This is a genomic window from Mycobacterium sp. RTGN5, from assembly GCF_033804465.1.
In the GTDB taxonomy this organism is placed as follows: domain Bacteria; phylum Actinomycetota; class Actinomycetes; order Mycobacteriales; family Mycobacteriaceae; genus Mycobacterium.
This window is the reverse complement of the sequence record NZ_JAPZLA010000004.1, coordinates 71,612-93,112: the sequence shown is the minus strand read 5'-3', so window position 1 is coordinate 93,112 and position 21,501 is coordinate 71,612. Positions and strand designations below refer to the sequence as shown.

Below are 21,501 nucleotides of genomic sequence, written 5' to 3'. Positions count from 1 at the left end.
TTCTCAGGTTAGGCAATCCTAAGGAGATGGGGGTGGCATCGACGGCTGCCCCGAAACGATGCCCATGGACAACGGTGTGGTGACCACAAGGGGGCGCGCCGCGCGCCTCGATACGGACCTGGTGAGCCGGTTCGCGACCTGCTGTAAGGCGCTCGGCCTGCCGGTTTACGACCGGCGCCGGCCCGCCGACATAGTGGCTGCGCGGCGGGCGTTCACCGAGCTGACGCGGGTGGCGTACGACCAGTGCGATGCCTGGACGGGCCTGGCGGCCACTGGCTGCACCACGCTGGATGTGCTGGCCGAGGTCGTCCGCACCGTCGACACCAGCGGCGTGCTGCAGCGGCGCATCGAGCTTCCCGCCGGCGCGCTGGGGTTCGACTACGACACCGGGCTGTATCTGCGGTTCCGCGCCACCGGCTCCGATGACTTCCGGCTGGCTCATGCCGCCGCACTCGCCATCGACGGTGAATTCCACGCCGCCGACCAGGTGGTGACCGAAATCCGCAGCCGTCGCCCCGAATGGCACGAGGCGCGCTGGGTCGACGCGGCCCTGCGGTCCCGTGCGCAACGCTGGTCGGATGTCGTCAAGCTACTGACCCCGGTGGTCAACGACCCCGGTCTCGACCCGTTGTTCGCTCACGCCGCCAAGATCTCCCTCGGCGTGGCCCTGGCCCGGCTCGGCATGTTCGCCCCCGCGCTGTCCTATCTCGAGGAGCCCGACGGCCCGGTGACCGTGGCCGCCGTCGATGGCGGGCTGGCCAAGGCGCTGTCGTTACGCGCCTACGGTGACGAGGACACCGCCGCCGAGGTGCTGCAGGAGCTGTACGCGGCGAACCCGGGCAACGAGCAGGTCGAGCACGCGCTTTCGGATCCGACGTTTGGCATCGCCACCACCAGCGCGGCCCGCATCGACGCCCGAACCGATCCGTGGGATAGCGAAACCGAGCCCACCGCAGACGATTTCGTCGACCCGGATTCGCGTGAGCGGAAAGCCGCGTTGCTCGAAGAGGCCGAGCGTGAGCTCGACGAGTTCATCGGCCTCGACGAGGTCAAGGATCAGGTGGCCCGGCTGAAGAGCTCGGTGGCCATGGCCCTGCGGCGCGAGGAGCGCGGCCTTGCCGTCGCCCAGCGCACCCATCACCTGGTATTCGCCGGTCCGCCCGGAACCGGTAAAACCACCATCGCGCGAGTGGTGGCCAAGATCTACTGCGGTCTCGGGCTTCTCAAGCGGGAGAACGTTCGTGAGGTGCACCGCGCCGACATGATCGGCCAGCACATCGGCGAGACCGAGGCCAAGACCAACGCCATCATCGACAGCGCGCTGGACGGTGTGCTGTTCCTCGACGAGGCCTACGCCTTGGTCGCGACGGGCGCGAAGAACGACTTCGGCCTGGTGGCCATCGATACCCTGCTGGCCCGCATGGAAAACGACCGCGACCGGCTGGTCGTGATCGTCGCCGGCTATCGCGCAGACCTCGACCGCTTCCTGGACACCAACGAAGGCCTGCGGTCGCGGTTCACCCGCAGCATTGTCTTCCCGTCCTATTCGGCCGCCGAGCTCGTCGACATCGCCGTGGCAATGGCCGCGAAACGAGACAGCGTGTTCGACCCCGCAGCCCGGCACAACCTCGAGGAGCTGTTCGCTCAGTTGGCCAATTCGACGACCCCCGACTCGACCGGGGTGGCACGGCGCAGCCTCGATATCGCGGGCAATGGCCGGTTCGCCCGCAATGTCGTCGAACGCTCCGAGGAGGAAAGAGAATTCAGGTTGGACCACACGGACCTGGCCGGTGCTGATTTCACCGACGAGCAGATGATGACCATCACTGCCGCCGATGTGCGTAATGCAGTGGTGCCGTTGCTGCGCGGGCTGGGCCTGACGGTGTCAGCGTGAGCGGGCAGAACAACGGCGAGGATCGCCGGTCCTTTTCGTCGCGTACCCCCGCCAACGGGAACCCCGAGCGAGTGACCTACCGGCGTGGGTTCATCACCCGACATCAGGTGACCGGCTGGCGATTCGTCATGCGCCGCATCGCATCCGGGCTCGCGCTACACGACACCCGGATGCTGGTCGACCCGCTACGCAGCCAGTCCCGTGCGGTGCTGATGGGGGTTCTGCTGGCGGTGACGGCTGTGCTCGGCTGCCTCGTCTTCTCGGTGCTGCGGCCCGGTGGTGTGCCGGGCAGTGATCCGGTGCTGGCCGACCGATCCACCTCAGCGCTCTACGTTCGCCTCGATGATCGGCTGCACCCGGTCCTCAACCTGACCTCGGCGCGGCTGGCCGTGGGGCGGCCGGTAGACCCGACCACCGTCAGCAGTGAGCAGCTGGACAAGATCGCCCGAGGCAGCCTGATCGGTATCCCGGGAGCTCCGGAACGCATGGTGCAGAACCCATCTCGGGACGCCGCGTGGACGGTGTGCGACAGTGCCGGGGGACCGGCTGACGCCGCAGGCATCACGGTGATCACTGGACCGGTGGAACGCGGTGGCGCGCGTGCGGCAGCCCTGCCCGCCGGCCGTGCGATCTTGACCGAGGGCCCCGACGGAACCTGGCTGCTGTGGGATGGCCGCCGCAGCGCCATCGATCTCGCCGACCGGGCCGTCACCGACGCGCTTGGCCTGCCTGCCAATCCACCTGCACCGCGGTCGATCGCGCCGGGACTGTTCAACGCGGTGCCGGAAGCGTCCGCACTGCGGGTCCCCCAGATCCCCGACGCCGGGGCACCCGCTGGGTACCCCCTGCCCGTCGCGGCCCCGATCGGCGCCGTCGTGATCGCTTACAGCAACGACGCCACGCCGATGAATTACGCGGTGCTGCCCGACGGCCTGCAGCCGATCAGCCCGGTGCTGGCCGCGGTGCTGCGCAACGCGAATTCCTACGGGCTGGCGCAGCCGCCTCATCTCGGTGCCGACGACATTGCCCGGCTACCGGTTTCGTCGCTGTTGGACGTTGCCGCGTTTCCGGCCGCGCCGGTGAAACTCGTCGCGGCCGCCGATGCGCCGGTGACCTGCGCGCAGTGGACCAAGATTGACGGCGCCGCGACCAGTTCGCTGGCCCTGCTTTCGGGTTCGACGCTGCCGCTGCCGAGTGGCATGCGGTCGGTCGACCTCGTCGGGGGTGCCAATCCGGGCACGGCGACCCGGGTCGCGCTGCCCCCTGGTCGGGGGTACTTCGTGCAGACCGTCGGTCAGCAGCCGGCCTCGCCGCTCGCGGGATCACTGTTCTGGGTCTCCGATACCGGAGTGCGGTACGGGATCGGGAGCGATCGCCAGACGGCCGAAAAATCGGTTGCCGCACTGGGTCTGACCCAACCGCCGCTACCGATCCCGTGGTCGGCGCTGACACTGTTCGCGCCCGGTCCGGCGCTGTCCCAATCCGATGCGCTGGTCGCCTACGACGCTGTCGGTCCCGCCATGGCACAGGAGTCCCGATGAGCCGGCTGATCTTCGAGGCGGGCCGGCGCATTCCCGGCCCGAAGACCCACAAGGGCGCGATCGCGATCGAGCCACCGCCCGAGTTGCCTCGGGTGGTGCCACCGTCGATGCTGCGCCGGGCATTGCCGTTCCTGATCGTCTTCCTGATCGTCGGCATGATCGTCGCGATGGTCGCCACCGGAATGCGGCTGATCTCGCCGCAGACCCTGTTCTTTCCCTTCGTGCTGCTGCTGGCCGCCACGGCGCTCTACCGGGGTACCGACAACAAGATGCGCACCGAGGAAGTGGACGCCGAGCGCGCCGACTACCTGCGCTACCTGTCGGTGATCCGGGACAACGTGCGTACCGAGGCCAGCGCACAGCGGGCTGCACTGCTGTGGTCGCACCCGGATCCGGCGGCGTTGGCCGCGATTCCCGGATCCCGCAGGCAATGGGAGCGTGACCCGCACGACGGTGACTTCCTGGTGTTGCGAGCTGGGCTGCACACCGTCCCCCTCGACACCACGCTGCGCGTCAAGGACGCCGCCGACGAAGTGGACCTGGAGCCGGTGTCGCACAGTGCATTACGCGCATTGTTGGACACCCAGCGGGTGGTTCGGGATGCCCCGAGGGGTATCGACCTAAAAGCGGTGTCACGGATTACCGTCGTCGGCGACGCGGCTGAGGTCAGAGCGGCGCTGCGTGCCTGGCTGGGCCAGGCCGTCACCTGGCAGGACGCCGCCTCGCTCGGTATTGCGCTGGCCAGTCCCGATCTGGAAACGCCGGACTGGTCATGGCTGAAGTGGCTGCCGCACAGCGATATTCCCGGCCGCATCGACGGCTGTGGGCCCGCCCGGTATCTCGCCGCCAGCACCGACGACCTGATCGCTTCGATCGGTCCTGCACTTGCCGAACGGCCGTTGTTCGGTATCGACTCCGACGATCCGTTGCGTCACCTGCTGATCGTCGTCGACGATCCGGATCACACTCCGGAGGATTCGGTGCTGGCGACCGGGTTGTCCGGAGTCACGGTGATCCACACCGTCGCAGCCGATTTCACGCCCCGAGCGGGTCAGTACCCCGATCCGGAACGGCCTGTCCTGCGGGTCGTCCACGGCTCGGTCCAGCGGTGGGAAACCGGCGGCTGGCAACCGTATGTCGACCGCGCGGACCAGATGTCGCAAGCCGAAGCGGTGCACTTGGCACGCGGACTGGCGCGATGGGACTCCAATCCGACCCATGCCGGACTGCGCTCGCCGGCCACCCGGGGTGCGAGCTTCACCACGTTGATGGGCATTCCCGACGCGTCGGCACTCGACGTGGCTGACGTCTGGGCGCCGCGCCTGCGCGACGAGGAGTTGCGGGTGCCGATCGGTGTGACCGCCACCGGGGTGCCGTTGTACTTCGACCTCAAAGACGAGGCCGAAGGTGGGATGGGTCCGCACGGCCTGATGATCGGCATGACCGGCTCCGGCAAGTCCCAGACGCTGATGTCGATCTTGCTGTCGCTGTTGACAACACACTCCGCCGACCGGCTCATCGTGATCTACGTCGACTTCAAGGGTGAGGCCGGAGCCGATATCTTCCGCCACTTCCCGCAGGTGGTCGCGGTGATATCCAACATGGCCGAGAAGAAGTCCCTGGCCGACCGATTCGCCGACACACTGCGTGGCGAGGTGGCTCGCCGGGAGAGCCTGCTGCGGGACGCCGGACGGCAGGTGCAGGGCAGCGCCTTCGGCTCGGTGGCGGAGTACGAGGCCGCGCGCCCTGCTGCCGAAGAGGTGGGGATCGACCTGCCGCCGCTGCCCACTCTGTTCGTGGTCGCCGACGAATTCACCCTGATGCTGGCCGAGCACCCCGAATACGCCGAATTGTTCGACTACGTCGCCCGCAAGGGGCGCTCGTTCCGGATCCACATCCTGTTCGCATCGCAGACCCTCGACATCGGCCGCATCCGCGATATCGACAAGAACACCTCGTATCGGATCGGCCTCAAGGTGGCCAGCTCCGCGGCGTCCCGGCAGATCATCGGCGTCGAGGATGCCTATCACATCGAATCAGGCAGGGAGCACAAGGGAATCGGCTTCCTGGTGCCCTCACCGGGCGCGGCGCCGATCAAGTTCCGTAGCACCTACGTCGACGGAATCTACGATCCACCCCGGCCCGTCACGTCCTATGTCGTGCCGGCGGCACCCGAGCCCGTTGCCTTCACGGCCGGTCCGGCGGCGCTCGATGAGGACATTGTGGTGCTCTCCGATGCAGAGCTCGCCCCGGCGGGGTTGCCCCCGCGAAAGCTGATCACCACCATCGGCGATCAGCTGGCCAACTACGGCCCGAAAGCGCCGGTGCTGTGGCTGCCACCGCTGGACGAATCCATCCCGCTGAATGCGGTGCTGGCCGGTGCCGCGGTGACGCCGCGTCAGTGGCGCTGGCCGCTCGGCGAGATCGATCGTCCCTTCGAGATGCGCCGCGACCCGCTGATCTTCGAGGCGGGGTCGTCGGCGGGCAATATGGTGATCCACGGCGGCGCCAAGTCCGGAAAGTCTACGGCGATAATGGCATTCGTGTTGTCAGCCGCCGCGCTGCACTCGCCGCGCGACGTCACGTTCTACTGCCTCGACTACGGCGGCGGACGGCTGCGCGGGCTCGAAGGCCTCGCTCATGTGGGCAGTGTCGCTTCGCCACTGGAACCCGAGCGCATCCGGCGCACGTTCGGCGAGCTGGAACAGCTGCTGCACTCGCGGCAACGCAAAGTCGGCGCACAGGGTGGCTACCGGGACGAGTACGGCGAGGTGTTCCTGGTGATCGACAACCTCTACGCGTTCGGGCGCGACAACACCGACCAGTTCAACACTCGCAACCCGCTGCTGGCTGTCGTGACCGAACTCGCGAATACCGGCCTGGCACATGGGATCCACGTCGTGGTGACCACGCCGAGCTGGCTGGAGGTTCCGCTGGCGATGCGCGACGGTCTCGGGTTGCGACTGGAGCTGCGCCTGCCCGATCCGCGCGACAGCAATGTGCGGGTGACCGATAGCCTGCGTCGGCCCGCCGAATCGGTGCCGCACGACCAGCCGGGTCGGGGACTGACCATGGCCGGGGAGCATTTCCTGTTCGCCGAGCCTGATTTATCGCAGATACCGGCGCTCAACGCGGCTCACCCGGGAGTGCAGGCGCCGCGCGTGCGGTTGCTGCCCGCCGATCTGGAGCCTGCCGAGGTGGCGCCGTTGTACCGCGGTGGTGAACGGGTCGTGCTGGGACAGCGCGAGCTGGATCTCGCCGCGGTGGTGCACGACTTCGCCGAGCATCCGCTGCTGATGGTGTTCGGTGACAGCAAGTCGGGCAAGACCACCCTGCTGCGCCATCTCATCCGCACGATCCGGGAGAACTCGACCGCCGCGGACGTCGCGTTCACGGTCTTCGACCGGCGCCTGCACCTCGTCGATGAGCCGTTGTTCGCCGACAACGAGTACAGCGCGAACATCGACCGGGTCACTCCGGCCGTGATGGGGCTTTCGGCACTGGTGGAACAGCGCCGCCCCCCGGCCGGCACCCCCGCCGCGGAACTGGCCACCTGGAACTACCGCGCCCAGGCGGGTTCGGCACACACCCACTATCTGATCGTCGACGATGTCGATCAGATCCCCGAGGGTCCCGCGCTGAACGGTCCGTACGCCGGCCACCGGCCGTGGACGCCGCTGCTCGGGCTGCTCTCGGCGGCAGGCGATCTCGGCTTGCGGGTTATCGTCACCGGTCGGGCCGGCGGGTCGGCGCACGCCCTGATGACCAACCCGCTGTTGCGCCGGATGAGCGACCTGCAGTCGACGGTGGTGATGTTGTCGGGCAACCCCGCCGACGGTGCCAAGATCCGCGGGCAGCGGTTCACCCGGCTGCCCGTCGGCCGCGGAATGTTGCTCGGCGACAGCGACGGCGTCGACCACATTCAGCTCGTCAACCCATTCGCACACGCGCACAGCGCAACTCGAACTCGGTTCGGAGAGGACAACCCGTCATGACCCTACGTGTCATCCCCGAGGGGTTGGCCTCGGCCAGCGCCGCGGTAGAAGCCTTGACCGCTCGCCTGGCCGCCACGCACGCTGCCGCCACACCGCTGATCACTGCGGTGGTGCCTCCCGCCGCCGATCCCGTCTCGCTGCAGACCGCCGCCGGGTTCAGCGCCCAAGGCCTTGAGCACGCCGCCACGGCCGCCCAGGGCATCACCGAACTTGGGCGGTCGGGTGTCGCGGTCGGCGAGTCGGGTTCCGGCTACGCCGCTACGGACGCGGCTGCGGCGGGCTCCTATCTGATTGCACGGGGAGGCTGATGACTGCGCCGATCTGGCTTGCTTCACCACCGGAAGTTCACTCGGCACTGCTGAGTGCCGGACCCGGCGCCGGTGAGCTGCTGGCCGCGGCCTCCGCGTGGCAGATGCTGAGCGCCGAATACTCGGCTGCGGCAGCAGAACTCACTCAGATTCTGGGGGCGGTCCAGGCCGGGGCTTGGCAAGGCCCAAGCGCCGAGCAGTACGTGACGGCCCACGCGCCCTATTTGGCCTGGCTGGAGCAGGCCAGCGCCAACAGCGCCGGTGCGGCGGCTCAGCATCACACGGCTGCCGCTGCGTACAGCACCGCGCTGGCCACCATGCCGACGCTGCCCGAACTGGCCGTCAATCACACCGTGCACGGGGTGTTGTTGGGCACCAACTTCTTCGGGATCAACACCATCCCGATCGCGGTCAACGAGGCCGATTACGTCCGAATGTGGGTCCAGGCGGCCACTGCGATGGGTGTCTACCAGGCCATCGCCGGTACCGCGCTGGCCGCCGCACCCCAGACCGCGCCGGCCCCGACGATCGTGTTGCCGGGAACAGAGGCGATATCGGCGATGGCCGCCTCGACCGCGGCACCGCAGGCCAGCGAATCCGGTTCCGCCCTGACGAATTCGAACTGGTTGATTCGACTGCTCGAGGCCTACGTCAAGTCGCTTCCGGATGGCGACATGATCTGGGACTTCCTCACCCATCCGGTGCAGAGCATCCAGCAGATGATCGTCGACTTCCTGACCAACCCGGCTCAGGCCTGGGCGACGTGGGGGCCGCTGCTGTCCGCGCTCGTCTATCAGGCAATCCTCCAGCCGGTCGGGTGGGCCACCTGGGGGTTGGGGCTGGCCTCACCGCTGCTGCTTCCGGCGCTCATCGCCGGCGCCCTCCCGTTGCTCGGGTTGCTGGCCCTGCAGCCGAACATGCCCGCACCCGATGTTGCCCCCGAACCGGTTGCGGTGCCGCCCCAACCGCAGCAGAGCCTCTGGCCGATCTCCTCGACGGCTCCCACCGCTCCTGCCCCGGCACCCGCGGCGCCGGCCGCCCCCGCGGCGCCCGCCGCCCCGGCAGCGTCCGCGGCGGCGCCAGTACCCGCGGCACAGGGCATCTTCTACGCCGTGGCCGGTGCCGACCCCGACGACGGCCCCGGCCCGACGTTGATCGAAGGCAGCGGCAACAAGGCCCTCGTCCCCGAGGCGGCCCCCGCGGCCGCCGCACTGTCCGCCGTGCAGGCCAAGGAGCGGGCTCGCCGCCGGCGCGCCCAGCGGGTCAAGGACCGCAGCCACCGCGACGAGTACATGGACCTCGACAGTGACACCGGGCCGCCGGCCGAACCGGCCGCGCACCCGACCACGTCGTCATCGGATCGGGGTGCCGGACCGATTGGGTTTGCCGGCACCGAAACCCGAACTCGCGGTGTCACCGCCGCAGGGCTCACCGAGCTCGCCACCGACCCGGCGAGCGAGCGTCCCACCACTCCGATGCTTCCGACCACCTGGGACAGTGCCGATCGTCACCGCCCAGAGGGCGGCCATTCCGACGAAACAGAAACCCACCGAGAATGATTGGAGAAATACCGTGAGCATGCTGGACGCCCACATACCGCAGCTCGTGGCCGCCGAGGCCGCGTTCGGCGCGAAAACCGCGCTGATGCGCAGCACGATCGCCCAAGCCGAGCAGGCCGCAATGTCCGCCCAGGCGTTCCACATGGGCGAGTCCTCGGCCGCCTTCCAGGCAGCGCACGCGCGGTTCGTCGAGGTCGCCGCCAAGGTGAACTCGCTGCTGGACATCGCCCAGGTGAACCTCGGTGAGGCCGGCGGCACCTATGTCGCCGAAGATGCCGCCGCGTCAACGACATACGGAGGTTTCTGATGTCTCAGATCATGTACAACTACCCGGCGATGATGGCGCACGCCGGCGACATGGCCGGATACGCCGGCACACTGCAGGCGGTCGGCGCCGACATCGCCACCGAGCAGTCTGCCCTGCAGGGTGCCTGGCAAGGTGACAGTGGCTTGACGTACCAGGCCTGGCAGGCCCAGTGGAACCTGGCCATGGAGGAACTGGTGCGCGCCTACCGGGCGATGGCCACCACCCATGAGAGCAACACGCTGTCGATGCAGGCGCGCGACCAAGCCGAAGGCGCCAAGTGGGGCTGAGACTTGCCCGCACATAACGCGGTCGAACTCACCGCCGATGCTGCGTGGCTCGCTGCCGAAAGCGTTAGTGCCGGCTCGTTCCCGTGGGTGCTGGCGATCACGCCGCCCCTGGCCGGCCCGCGCGAAGCCCGGGGGATGAGCGCGCGGCTGCGCGCGGAGCTGATCCGCACACGGGTGATGTCGGACGGTGGATCAGTGGATCCCGCGGTGGCACGGTGGGTGCGCACCGTCTGCGCGCCAGAGCGATGGCTCGAGCTGCGCTACGTGCGGGGCAACGGCACCGACCTGCTGCGCGGGCTGGTGGCCCGCCGCGGGGACGACACCGTCGTCGCGCTGCGCAGCGGCGAGCTGGTCACGCTCACCGAACTCGACATCAGCGACCCCACCCTGCTGGCCCAGGTTGTCACGGCCGCCCTGCCGGGCCGCGCACCGGCGCGGTTCGCCGAATTCGTGCTGCCGACCCGGGTGGGCGTGCGGGCCGACGAACGATTGCGTGCCGGAGCCGATCTCGGCGCCGTCCTGGATCATCTGGGCCTGCCGGCCTCGGCGATCCCGGTCGTGCGATCGGTGTTCACCGGAGCGCGCAGCTATGTGGAGGTGCGCGCCGGTTCGGCCCGCGACGGTGTGCACAGTCTCACTGAGGTCGGCGTGGGCATCATCGACGCCGAGGCCGGACGTGTGCTGGTGAACCCGGAGCGCGCCGCCGACGGTGAGTGGCTGTCGACCTTCGCGCCCGGCACGCCGTTCGCGATTTCACTAGCCCTTGACCGGCTCACCGAGACACTGCCCGACGGCCGCTGGTTCCCCGCGGCGGCGTTGGCGCGCGACTTCTCCAGCAACACAATCTGATCAAGAGAGAGAACAACAATGACCGAAACCCCGGTGCTGCCGATCGTGCGTGTCGCCGTTCTGGCGTACGGCCGGATCACCGACGTGGCATTGCCCGCCGAACTTCCGCTGCGCGAGATCCTGCCCGCAGTGAAACGGCTGGTGCCGCAGTCGGACTCCGACGGGGAAGAGTCGGTGCCGGAGCCGATGACCCTGGCTCCGATCGGCGGCGCGCCGTTCAGCGTCGATGCAAGCCTGGACACCGTCGGCGTGGTCGACGGCGATCTGCTTGTTTTGCAGCCGATTCCAGCGGGCCCGACGACACCAGGTGTGGTCGAGGATATCGCCGACGCCGCAGTGATCTTCTCCGCGGCGCGCACCCGGCCGTGGGGGTCGCACCGCCTACAGTTCGGCGCCCGACTGGCCGCCGCGGTGTTCGTGGTGGCGTTGTCCGCGGCCGCCATCGCCCATCGTGCCGCGACCGGCTCGGTGGTCGCCCTGTATGCGGTGAGCGCACTGGCGTTCCTCACCGCGATCGCCGGTCTGTCGCTGCGCGCCCGCTCGGCGCGGCTCGCCACTCAGGTATCAGCGGCGGCACTACTGCCGATTGCCTCGGCATTCTGGCTGGCCGTGCCGGGACTATGGGGGGCTCCGCACGTGATGCTGGCCGCCGCAGGTGTGGCCGCGTGGTCGTTGATCGTGCTGACCCAGACCGAGGACGGCATCGGGTTATTCACGGCCACAGCAGTTGTCGGCGGCGGTGCGCTCTTGGTCGCCGGCGCGGCGGCCCTGTGGCAGCTGCCCGCGTTGACGGTAGGGTGTGCGCTGATCGTGCTGGCGCTGCTGATCACCGTGTCGGCCCCCGGGCTTGCGGCGATGTGGGCGCGCTTTCCGCTGCCGGTGATCCCGGCCCCCGGTGACCCGACCCCGTCCAGCCCGGCGGCCCGGCTGCTGGCCGATCTGCCGCGCCGGGTCCGCGTCGGCGAAGCCCATCAGACCGGCCTCATCGCCGGTGGCGTGCTGCTGTCGTCGGCCGGGTCGCTGGTGGTGGCCGGGCGGACCGAAGGCCCCGCAGTCTGGGGCTGGTATCTGGTGGCCGCGGCCGCGGCCGCGGCAGTGCTGCGGGCCAGGGTGTGGGACACCGCTGCCTGCAAGGGCTGGCTGTTGGCCCAGCCGTTCCTGGTCACCGGCGGGCTACTGGCCGCCTATCTCGTGGATCAGCGCTTCACCGCGGCACTGTGGACGGTGGTGGCGCTCGGTGCGCTGACCGCGGCATGGGTGATCGTGGCGGTCAATCCGGATACCGCTTCGGCGGAACGGTATTCGCTGCCGGTGCGCCGGTTGGTGGGCTTCCTCGCCGCCGCCCTCGACGCGTCGCTGATCCCGGTGGCGGTCTATCTGGTCGGCATCTTCACATGGGTCCTGGATCGATGATGCGGACCGCCGCGGTTGCCGCGGTGGTGCTGCTGGCTACCGCTCCGGTGGCCGGTGCCGTCAACCCGCCCGTCGCCGACCCCGCGACGCCGCCGCCGCAGGGCACGGCCGGACCAATCGCGGGGATGAGCCAGCGCTCCGAGTGCGTGACCACCGGGATACGGCCGGGCAGTGACCCCGCCGCGGTGAGTGCCAATCAGGCGATGCTCGATCTCGCTGGGGCGGTGACATATTCACGTGGTGACGGCCAGACGGTGGCGGTCATCGACACCGGGGTGCGCCCGGGTCCTCGGCTGCCGAATGTGATCGGCGGCGGTGACTATCTCTCCGCTGGGGACGGGCTCACCGACTGCGACGGTCACGGCACGTTGGTTGCCGGAATCATCGGCGGCCAGCCCGGTCCGGACGGATTCAGCGGTGTCGCTCCTGGAGCGAGGCTGCTGTCGATTCGGCAGACCTCGCCGCGATTCTCGCCCAATGCCGGCGGCAAAGACCCGGCGTCGGTGCAGGCCAGTGTGGAGATCGAGACGCTGGCCCGGGCGGTGGTCCATGCCGCCGATCTCGGTGCCACGGTCATCAACATCTCGACGGCCGCTTGCCTGGCGCCAGACCGGCTCGGTGACCAACAGACCCTCGGTGCGGCCTTGCGCTACGCCGCGATCGACAAAGACGTCGTGATCGTCTCCGCCGCAGGCAATTCGGATGCCACGACGGCACCGGGAATGCAATGTGCGTCGAATCCGGTTGGCGACCCGGCACGGCCCGGTGATCCCCGCAACTGGGCGGGCGTGACGTCGGTGTCGGTGCCGTCGTGGTGGCAGCCGTACGTGCTGTCGGTCGCGGCGCTGACCGCCGACGGACAACCTGCCGACTTCACGATGGCTGGACCGTGGGTGGGTATCGCCGCGCCCGGCGAGAACATCGTCTCGGTGAGCAACGACGCCGCGGGTGGGTTGGCCAACGGCATGCCCGACGGTCGCGGCGGGATGGCGCCGCTGGATGGCACCAGTTTCGCCGCCGCCTATGTCGCCGGTACGGCGGCCTTGATCCGCAGCCGCTACCCGGGCATGCACGCCGACGAGGTGGTGCGTCGGCTGACGTCGACCGCGCACAACGGCGCGCAGGCACCCTCGAACCTCGTCGGTGCCGGGACTGTCGATCCGGTCGGTGCGCTCACGTGGACCGTCGACTCGGGCAGTGACACCGCGCAGGCACCGGCTATCAAACGCGTTGCGGCCCCGGCGCCGGCAACGCCTGTCGATCACACGTCGCGAACGGTGGCATTCATCGGGACGGCGGTGCTCGCGGCCGTCGTCGTCGCCGTCGCTGTCATCACGCGCAGACGCAAGGAGGAACTGGAATGAGCGGAATCCCTGGCCCGGGCGCCGGGCGGCTCACTGTCGTTCTGCTGGCGGTCGTTTCAGCGGTGCTGGCCCACCCGTGGCGGTCGACCAACGACCGGTGGGCGCTGGGAATCGCCGTCGCGGTGGTGCTGGTGTCGCTGCTCTGGTGGCGTGGCCGCTACCTCACCACGATCGCCGGTCAGCGCCTTCGGGTGCTGTTGCACCGCAAACCGATTCAGTCGGCGCCGGCAGACCTGCATTGGGCGGGTGCCGACGTGATCAGCACCGTGCTGGTGCGCGTCGACAGCCGAGACCGCGAACTACCGCTCGATGTGGTGGCCGGCTACCTCGATCGCTACGGACTGCGGTGCGATTCGGTGCGGGTGACCACTCGCAGCACCCAGGCGGACGTGACGACCTGGATCGGGCTGACCTTCAGTGGTGCGCGGAATCTGAGTGCTCTGCAGGGCAGGTCGGCGCAGATGCCGTTGCGTCAGACGGCCGAGAACGCCGCTCGCCGGCTCATCGGACAGCTGTGCGAAATCGGCTGGACGGCAACAATTGCCGACCCAGAACAGGTGCCGGACCTGGTAACAGCAGGTGCGCGCGAACGGTGGCAGTCGGTGACCGATGCACGCGGCTACCTGACCACCTACGCCGTCAAGGCACCCGAAGCTCTTGCGGCAGTGAGCTCGGCGGCGGCCGCCGAGACCTGGACTGTGGTGGAGATCGCGGGAACCTCGCGGCACGACCGGATCAGGGCGGGCGCGGCGATCCGCACCGAAAGCCGGCCGACTGCGCCGCTACCCGGGTTGGTACCGATCCCCGGGCGACAGGCCAGTGCGCTGGCCGCGCTGCATCCGTTATCGGGCGCACGCCTGGTCAATTGACGAAAGGGAACCCCCATGGTGGACAACAAGCGCGTGGACAACAAGCCGTCGAGGGGTTGGCAGGGAACCGTCCTCAAACTGTTCGGCGCCGGCGAATACGAACTGACCGTGACCGGTCGTGAGCAGATCAGCGAGCACTACCTGCGGTTGAACTTGTGTGCGGGTGGACTTCTGGCCGGCAGGCAGGTTCATCCGACGATGTGGATCCGAATGTGGTTCCCCGACGGCTCGAAACTGCACCAGCGCGGCTACACGCTGGTGAACCCCGACCCGGCGAGCGACGCCGTCGACATCGAATTCGCGTTGCACGACGGCATCGCATCGCGATGGGCGTGCGCGGCCCAACCCGGTGACACAATCGGGGCCACCGTGCTCGGCACCAGCTTTGCCCTGCCCACCCCGGCGCCGGCCGGCTACGTGATCGTCGGTGACACAGCATCATTGCCCGCGATCAACTCGCTGCTGGACTCGATCGGGGAAGCCCCCGCGACGGTGTTCCTGGCCGCCGGCCACGATGACGACAGGGATTTGCCCGTCGCCCAGAACGCCGATGTCATCTGGATCGACCGCGGCGACTCGGGCGCGGCGCTGGCCGATGCGGTCAGCGAGGGCGCCTACGACGCCGAGGACCACTTCGGTTGGGTCGCGTGCGACAACCGCACCACCCGCGCGGTGGCCAAGATTCTCCGCGAGGACTACCGCATCCCCCGAACGTCGATCAAGGCACAGGCCTACTGGGCTGAAGGGGCCTGAACGAGCGTCGGCTGCCCGCCCACATGATGGCCGCGACGAGCGCGATCAATACGACGCCGGTACCGAACGTGCTCAGGTCGAACGGAGCTGCGCTGGGCCAGCCCGCTTGACTGCGAGCCGATCCCCGCAGAAACGGAACGACGGTGAGCACTCCGACCGATACCAGTGCCTCGCCCGCGATCACCGACGGAAAGTGTTGTGCGGCCAGGAGAAAGACGCCGCGGCTATCGCCATCTCGCTGCAGGACGTGAATTCTCGGTAGCAGGACGCGCACGTTGTAGGCGCCGGCGCCGAGCAGGGTCAGCACCAGGACGAGTTTCACCGCGAGGAATCGTCCGTACGGAGTGGTCAAGAATTGGCTTGGCGTCCCAACGTGACTCCACGCCAGCCAGGTCCCGCTGACGACCAAGGCGCCGACGGCAACCAGTGCGACCATGCTGAACCGTTGCCAAATCTGGGCCCAGTCCGTGGCGAGACGGCCTTCATCCCCGGCGCGGATGACATGGCGTCGCGCGGCCAGTGCCGTCGCTGCCAGGACCGTCAGTCCGCCCACCCACGTCATCGCGCAGAGCAGGTGCACAGTCACCAAGACGTTGGTTGCGATCCGGCTCAGTGTGTTCGAGGCCATCGGGACTCTGGGAATCACCGCGGCGAGTATCGCCATGATCGCGACGGCGCGGGCCAGCGGCCGCGATGATGTCCACCGCAGACCCAGCAGCCCGCAGGCGGCCAACCCCAGCACAGCCACCTGGCTGAGGACCCAACCGGTGATGCGGGTCGTGGCGTGGAATTGCAGTGCGGCGCCGAGGCCGACGATGACAGCCGCCGGCACCGCGATACTGCGCGCCTGTCGTGACACGAGGCCGCCGTGGTTTTCGGGAATCGCCAAGACACCGACGGTCATGCCCATTCCCAACGGAATGGCCACGCTCAGGTAGTAGATCACCTGAGTGAAAACCGCTATGGCAGCCGGGTTTGGCGGAGCTGTGCCGGGCACGGTGACATCCTTACTGAGCGAACGCTGTTACTGACCAGCACGGTAGAGTCGCCCGCTTTGTTCACCCTTTGCGGGAACTGTGCGTTGACGTGATCGGTCAGGGCTGGCCCTGGCGACCCGAATACCCTTCCCATGGGCTGTAATCCGCGAGCAGTTCCTCCTGTGGCGGGCGCTGCGCCTCGGGTACGTGTTCGAGATTGATCCGGATGCGATACCAGATCGAACTCGGCCCGCGCATGCCGTCGACCAGGATGTCGGTCGGCTGCAGTGCCGCGGCGACGTCCGGGTGACGAGCACGCCAAACGTCCAAGGCTGCCATCGCTTCGTCGCGGGTCTTGGTGCGCGCGATCTCGATCAGCGGCTTGCTGCCCTTGGGCGGTTTCTCCGCAGGCCCGAGTTCCTCGGCCAGCCGCAGCAGTGCATCCAACGAGCCGACCGTGTCGTTCATCGATTCCCACGGGTCGCCGCGTTCGGCGAACCGGGCGGGGACCGTCGCGATGGTGAATTTCTCGGCCCGGCAGCCGGGCACTTCGTCCCATGTCAGCGGTGTGGACACCCGCGCGTCCGGGGTGGCTCGCACCGAATAGGCCGATGCGACGGTGCGGTCCTTGGCGTTCTGGTTGAAGTCGACGAACACGCGCTGGCCGCGTTCCTCTTTCCACCATTGGCTGGTCGCTAGCTGCGGCGCGCGACGCTGCACCTCGCGTGCCACGGTCTCGGCGGCCAGCCGAACCTGCTTGAACGGCCAGTGCGGCGCGATCCGGGCATAGATGTGAAAGCCGCGCGATCCCGAGGTCTTGGGCCACGCCGTGAGCCCGTGATCCTCGAGTACCTCGCGCGCCACCTGTGCCACGTCCAGAATCTGTGGCCACTCGACACCGGGCATCGGATCGAGGTCGATCCGCAGCTCGTCGGGATGGTCGAGGTCGCCCGAGCGGACCGGGTGCGGATTGAGGTCGACGCATCCGAGGTTGACCGCCCACACCAGCCCGGCCGCGTCGTGCAGCACCGCCTCCTTGGCCGAGGTTCCCCTGGCGTAGCGCAGCTCGGCGACCTCGATCCAGTCCGGGCGCTTCTCGGGGGCGCGTTTCTGAAAGATCGCTTCCTCGGTGATGCCCTTGACGAACCGCTTGAGGATCATCGGCCGATCGGCGACGCCGTGCAGCGCGCCGCCGGCCACGGCCAGGTAGTAGGTGACGAGGTCCATTTTGGTCACCGGATCGCGTCCGCCGGCCGCGGGGAACACCACTTTGTCGGGATGGCTGACGGTGACCTGGCGGCCCTCGATCTCGATGACGTCCGCCATCAGACCATGGTAATTAGCCTGGCCGTTCTGTCCTGGGTGCGACCCACGTCACATAGGGTTGGAAGCATGCCCAGTCTGATGGATCTGCCCGCCCAGGTGCTGGCCAAGGCGCAGCAGTTGGCCGAACGTGGCTCCTCTGAGCTGCATTACTTGTTCAAGATGATCGAGTCCGGCGCGTTCCGGCTCGAGCCACCGCAGAACCTCGTCTCGATGGTGGCCGACATCCGCCGCTGGGGCGAGATCGGGATGATTCCGGCGCTCAATGCCCGCCGCACCCCCACCAAGTTGGCAATCGTCGACGACGAGGGGTCGATGACCTTCAAGGAGCTCGATGACGCCGCCAACGCGGTGGCCAATGCGCTGATGGCCAAGGGGGTCAAGGGCGGCGACGGGGTGGCCATCCTGGCCCGCAACCACCGCTGGTTCGTGATCGCCAACTACGGCGCCGCGCGGGTCGGCGCCCGCCTCATCATGCTCAACACCGAATTCTCCGGGCCGCAGATCCGAGACGTCTCGGAGCGTGAGGGCGCCAAGCTGATCATTTACGATGACGAGTACTCCGAGGCCGTGAAACTGGCCGATCCGCCACTGGGCAAGCTACGCGCGCTGGGTACGAATCCCGACGCTGCCGAGCCGTCGGGAAGCACCGACGAAACCCTGGCCGACCTCATCGCCCGCACCAGCAGCGCACCGCCGCCGAAGGTCACCAAGCGGTCGTCGGTCATCATCCTCACCAGCGGCACCACCGGCACTCCCAAGGGCGCGACGCGCAACGCACCACCGAGCTTGGCGCCGATCGGCGGAGTGCTCTCGTCGGTACCGTTCCGCGCCGGCGAGGTCACCTCGCTGCCGTCACCGATGTTCCACGCCCTTGGCTATTTGCATGCCACCATCGCCCTGACGCTTGGCTCGACACTGGTATTGCACCGAAAGTTCAAGCCGGCCACCGTGTTGGAGGACATCCCCACCCACGAGGTGACGGCAATGGTGGTGGTGCCGGTGATGCTGTCGCGCATGCTCGACGCGCTGGAGAGCATGGACACCAAGCCGGACCTGTCGTCGCTGCGGATCGTGTTCGTCTCAGGCTCCCAGCTCGGCGCGGAGCTGGCCACCCGGGCGCTCAAGGATCTTGGCCCCGTGATCTACAACCTTTACGGCTCAACCGAAGTCGCGCTGGCCACTATCGCCGGGCCGAAGGACCTGCAGATGAATCCGGCCACCGTCGGCCCGGTGGTCAGGGGCGTGACGATCAAAATCCTCGACGAGAACGGCAACGAGCTGCCCCAGGGCGAGGTCGGCCGAATCTTCGTCGGCAACAGCTTCCCGTTCGAGGGCTACACCGGTGGCGGTCACAAGCAGATCATCGACGGACTGATGTCCTCCGGTGACGTCGGCTATTTCGACCACAACGGGTTGTTGTTCGTCAGCGGGCGCGACGACGAGATGATCGTCTCCGGCGGTGAGAACGTCTTCCCGGCCGAGGTCGAGGATCTCATCAGCGGGCATCCCGACGTCGTCGAGGCGACCGCGCTCGGCGTCGACGACCCGGACTGGGGTGCGCGCCTGCGCGCGTTCGTCGTGCTGCGCGAGGAAGCCGAACTCAGCGAGGACGCCGTCAAGAACTATGTGCGCGAACACCTTGCGCGCTACAAGGTTCCGCGCGAGGTGGTCTTCCTCGAGGAGCTCCCGCGCAACCCGACCGGCAAGATCCTCAAGCGGGAGCTGCGCGAGATCGACGTGCAGTAGTCACCATTTCGCAGGAGAATTTACGGGTCGCGGGGCAGGCCGAGCAGCCGCTCGGCGATGATGTTGAGCTGCACCTCCGAGGTGCCGCCATAGATGGTGGTCGACCGGCTGCCAAGCAGCCACTGCGCCCATTTGCCTTCTAGCGCTTCGGTATCGCCGATGGCGCCATCGATCCCGAACGACGACACCGCGAACTCGGCGTACCCCTGCCCGGTCCGCATCGAGAGCAGTTTGGAGATCGCCGCCGACGGCATCGCGTCGCCGCCGGCCAGCGTCAGCAGTGTCGAACGCAAGTTCAGCAGCTTGGCCGCATGCCCCTCGGCGATCAGTTCACCGGCCCGGTGATGACCAATCTGATCGAAGTGGCCGTTGCTGACGAAGTCGACGAAGCCGTCGAGGTTGGCCAGGAATCCGGGCTCGCTGCTTCCGATCGAAACGCGTTCCGCGGTAAGGGTATTGCGACTGACCTCCCAGCCGCGGTCCACCTCGCCGAGCACCAGCTCGTCGGGAACGAACACGTCGTCGATGAACACGGTGTTGAACATCGCGTGGCCGGTGAGTTCACGCAGCGGCTTGACCTCGACGCCCTCGCTCTTCATATCGAGCAGGAAGTAGCTGATGCCACCATGTTTCGGTGCGGTGGGATTGGTCCGCGCCAGTAGCGCACCCCACTGCGCAAACTGCGCGCCGGTGGTCCAGATCTTCTGGCCGGTGATCCGCCAGCCACCGTCGACCTTGGTGGCTTTGGTGGTCAGGCTGGCCAGGTCGGACCCAGCGCCCGGCTCGGAAAACAGCTGGCACCAGATCATCTCGCCGCGGAAGGTGGGCGGTAGGAAGCGCTGCTTCTGCTCGTCGTTGCCGAATGCCACGATCGACGGGATCAGCCAGGCCGCGATGCCCATCTGCGGGCGCTTGACCTGCCCCGCGGTGAACTCCTGGGCAATCAGGATTTGTTCGATCGGCGAGGCTGATCGGCCCCACGGCTTGGGCAGGTGCGGCTGTACCCAGCCGGCTTCGGCGATCGCGGTCTTACGCTCCTCCCGCGGAATCTCCTTCAGTGCAGTCACTTCCGCGCGGATCTCGGCACGCAGCTGTTCGGTCTCGGGGTCGAGGTCGATGTTGATTGCTCGCATGCCCGTGCTCGTTGCGGTGTCGAACACCTTCTGCTGGTACTCGTTTGAGCGTCCGAACGCCGCGACCAAGCCCAGCGTGCGGCGGTAGTACACGTTGGTGTCGTGCTCCCAGGTGAAGCCAATACCGCCGTGCACCTGGATGCAGTCCTGGGTGCAATGCTGGGCGGCGGCCGGTGCCAGGCTGGCGGCCACTGCTGCAGCGAACTCGTAGGCGGTTTGCTCGTTGTCCCAAGCCTTTTCGGCGGCCTCATCGAGGGCGCGCGCGGCGTCCCAGACGGCTGCGGTGGCGCGCTCGGTGGTGGCAATCATCTCCGCACACTTGTGCTTGATGGCCTGGAACTGGCCGATCGGGCGGCCGAACTGCTCGCGAATCTTCGCGTAGGCCGCGGCGGTGTCGGTGGCCCAGCGGGCGATGCCGACAGCCTCTGCGGACAGCAGGGTGGTGACGATCGCCCGCCCGGCCGGCTGGGACAGATTGGACAGCACCTGGTCGGCGGTGACTTCGACGGCGTTGGCTCGCACGTGGGCCACCGGCCGCAGCAGGTCCACCGATGTCACCGGCTCGATTTCGAGGTGGTCGGCGTCGAGGATGACCCATTCGACGCCGCTGTCGATGGCGACGGGCAGAACCAGGACCGATGCCTGCGCGCCGGCGGGCACCGAGCGGGCTTCGCCGCGGATGACGAGCGTGCCGTCCTGCCGGGTCGCGGTCAGGCCGGACTCAAGTGCGCACGTCGCGATCAGCTCCCCGGCGGCCAGCTGGTTGAGCAGCTTGGTGTCGGGATCGTGGGCCGCGATCAGGGCGCTGGCGATCGCCGACGGGACGAACGGCCCCGGCACCGCGCCGTAGCCGAACTCGGCGATCACGATCGCCAGCTCCAGCAGACCGAAGCCCTGGCCGTCCACCGCCTCGGCAAGGTGCAGGCCGTGCAGCCCCTGCTCGGCCGCGGCGTTCCAGTACGGCGGCGGGTTGGGCACCGGGGTCTCCAGGGCCTCGTGCAGGACTTCCGCCGGTGCCACTCGCGTGACCAGGGATTTCACCGAATCCGCGAGGTCGTTGTGCTCGGGTGTGATCGCGATGGGCATGGTGGGACGCCTTCCCTATTAACCGGTGGGTTGGTAGCCAGGCTACCTGTCCGGTTACGTTCTACGGTCCAGGGTGGCTGCCTGCGGGTTACGG

General features: G+C 68.2%; 16 protein-coding genes. 13 read left to right on the top strand and 3 right to left on the bottom strand.

Annotated elements, in window-relative coordinates; all coding sequences use genetic code 11:
- Positions 1-64: 64 nt before the first annotated feature.
- The 12 genes from eccA to SLQ31_RS20620 are packed head-to-tail and all read left to right on the top strand — an operon-like array spanning position 65 to position 15,139.
- On the top strand, positions 65-1,894 hold the full coding sequence (gene eccA, locus SLQ31_RS20675; protein ID WP_319436232.1) for a type VII secretion AAA-ATPase EccA: 1,830 nt from the start codon (positions 65-67) through the stop codon (positions 1,892-1,894).
- Complete coding sequence (gene eccB / locus SLQ31_RS20670) at positions 1,891-3,435, top strand: type VII secretion protein EccB (protein WP_319435925.1); 1,545 nt, start codon at positions 1,891-1,893, stop codon at positions 3,433-3,435. The genes eccA and eccB overlap by 4 nt, the downstream gene beginning before the upstream one ends.
- The gene (gene eccCa, locus SLQ31_RS20665) at positions 3,432-7,430 is read left to right on the top strand and encodes a type VII secretion protein EccCa (RefSeq protein ID WP_319435924.1); all 3,999 of its coding nucleotides are present in this window, start codon (positions 3,432-3,434) and stop codon (positions 7,428-7,430) included. The genes eccB and eccCa overlap by 4 nt, the downstream gene beginning before the upstream one ends.
- The gene (locus SLQ31_RS20660) at positions 7,427-7,738 is read left to right on the top strand and encodes a PE family protein (protein WP_319435923.1); all 312 of its coding nucleotides are present in this window, start codon (positions 7,427-7,429) and stop codon (positions 7,736-7,738) included. The genes eccCa and SLQ31_RS20660 overlap by 4 nt, the downstream gene beginning before the upstream one ends.
- Entirely contained in the window at positions 7,738-9,297 is a 1,560-nt protein-coding gene (locus SLQ31_RS20655; RefSeq protein ID WP_319435922.1) for a PPE family protein, read from the top strand. The genes SLQ31_RS20660 and SLQ31_RS20655 overlap by 1 nt, the downstream gene beginning before the upstream one ends.
- Before the next feature lie 13 nt (positions 9,298-9,310).
- Positions 9,311-9,604, top strand: a complete 294-nt coding sequence (locus SLQ31_RS20650; protein ID WP_319435921.1) for a type VII secretion protein EsxS — start codon at positions 9,311-9,313, stop codon at positions 9,602-9,604.
- Positions 9,604-9,891 (top strand): WXG100 family type VII secretion target, encoded by a 288-nt coding sequence (locus SLQ31_RS20645; protein ID WP_319435920.1) that lies wholly within the window; start codon positions 9,604-9,606, stop codon positions 9,889-9,891. The genes SLQ31_RS20650 and SLQ31_RS20645 overlap by 1 nt, the downstream gene beginning before the upstream one ends.
- A 3-nt stretch (positions 9,892-9,894) precedes the next feature.
- Positions 9,895-10,740 (top strand): ESX secretion-associated protein EspG, encoded by an 846-nt coding sequence (locus SLQ31_RS20640; RefSeq protein WP_319435919.1) that lies wholly within the window; start codon positions 9,895-9,897, stop codon positions 10,738-10,740.
- Between the two features lie 18 nt (positions 10,741-10,758).
- Positions 10,759-12,153, top strand: coding sequence for a type VII secretion integral membrane protein EccD (gene eccD, locus SLQ31_RS20635; protein ID WP_319435918.1), 1,395 nt, complete (start codon positions 10,759-10,761; stop codon positions 12,151-12,153).
- Entirely contained in the window at positions 12,150-13,517 is a 1,368-nt protein-coding gene (mycP, locus tag SLQ31_RS20630) for a type VII secretion-associated serine protease mycosin (protein WP_319436231.1), read from the top strand. The genes eccD and mycP overlap by 4 nt, the downstream gene beginning before the upstream one ends.
- Positions 13,514-14,386: a type VII secretion protein EccE gene (eccE, locus tag SLQ31_RS20625; RefSeq protein ID WP_319435917.1), complete on the top strand. Its 873-nt coding sequence runs from the start codon at positions 13,514-13,516 to the stop codon at positions 14,384-14,386. The genes mycP and eccE overlap by 4 nt, the downstream gene beginning before the upstream one ends.
- A 15-nt stretch (positions 14,387-14,401) precedes the next feature.
- The gene (locus SLQ31_RS20620; protein WP_319435916.1) at positions 14,402-15,139 is read left to right on the top strand and encodes a siderophore-interacting protein; all 738 of its coding nucleotides are present in this window, start codon (positions 14,402-14,404) and stop codon (positions 15,137-15,139) included.
- Here the strand turns inward: SLQ31_RS20620 and SLQ31_RS20615 are convergent.
- Together SLQ31_RS20615 and SLQ31_RS20610 are read right to left on the bottom strand one after the other, a co-directional pair.
- Positions 15,105-16,136, bottom strand: coding sequence for a CopD family protein (locus SLQ31_RS20615; RefSeq protein ID WP_319435915.1), 1,032 nt, complete (start codon positions 16,134-16,136; stop codon positions 15,105-15,107). The genes SLQ31_RS20620 and SLQ31_RS20615 overlap by 35 nt on opposite strands.
- Positions 16,137-16,233: 97 nt before the next feature.
- A complete protein-coding gene (locus SLQ31_RS20610) occupies positions 16,234-17,442 on the bottom strand; it encodes a DNA polymerase domain-containing protein (RefSeq protein ID WP_319435914.1) in 1,209 nt (402 codons plus the stop codon).
- A gap of 66 nt (positions 17,443-17,508) precedes the next feature.
- Here SLQ31_RS20610 and fadD2 point away from each other — a divergent pair, with 66 nt between their 5' ends.
- Positions 17,509-19,188: a long-chain-fatty-acid--CoA ligase FadD2 gene (fadD2, locus tag SLQ31_RS20605; RefSeq protein WP_319435913.1), complete on the top strand. Its 1,680-nt coding sequence runs from the start codon at positions 17,509-17,511 to the stop codon at positions 19,186-19,188.
- 20 nt (positions 19,189-19,208) lie between these two features.
- Here the strand turns inward: fadD2 and SLQ31_RS20600 are convergent, their stop codons facing one another.
- Positions 19,209-21,407 (bottom strand): acyl-CoA dehydrogenase, encoded by a 2,199-nt coding sequence (locus SLQ31_RS20600; RefSeq protein WP_319435912.1) that lies wholly within the window; start codon positions 21,405-21,407, stop codon positions 19,209-19,211.
- Positions 21,408-21,501: the final 94 nt, after the last annotated feature.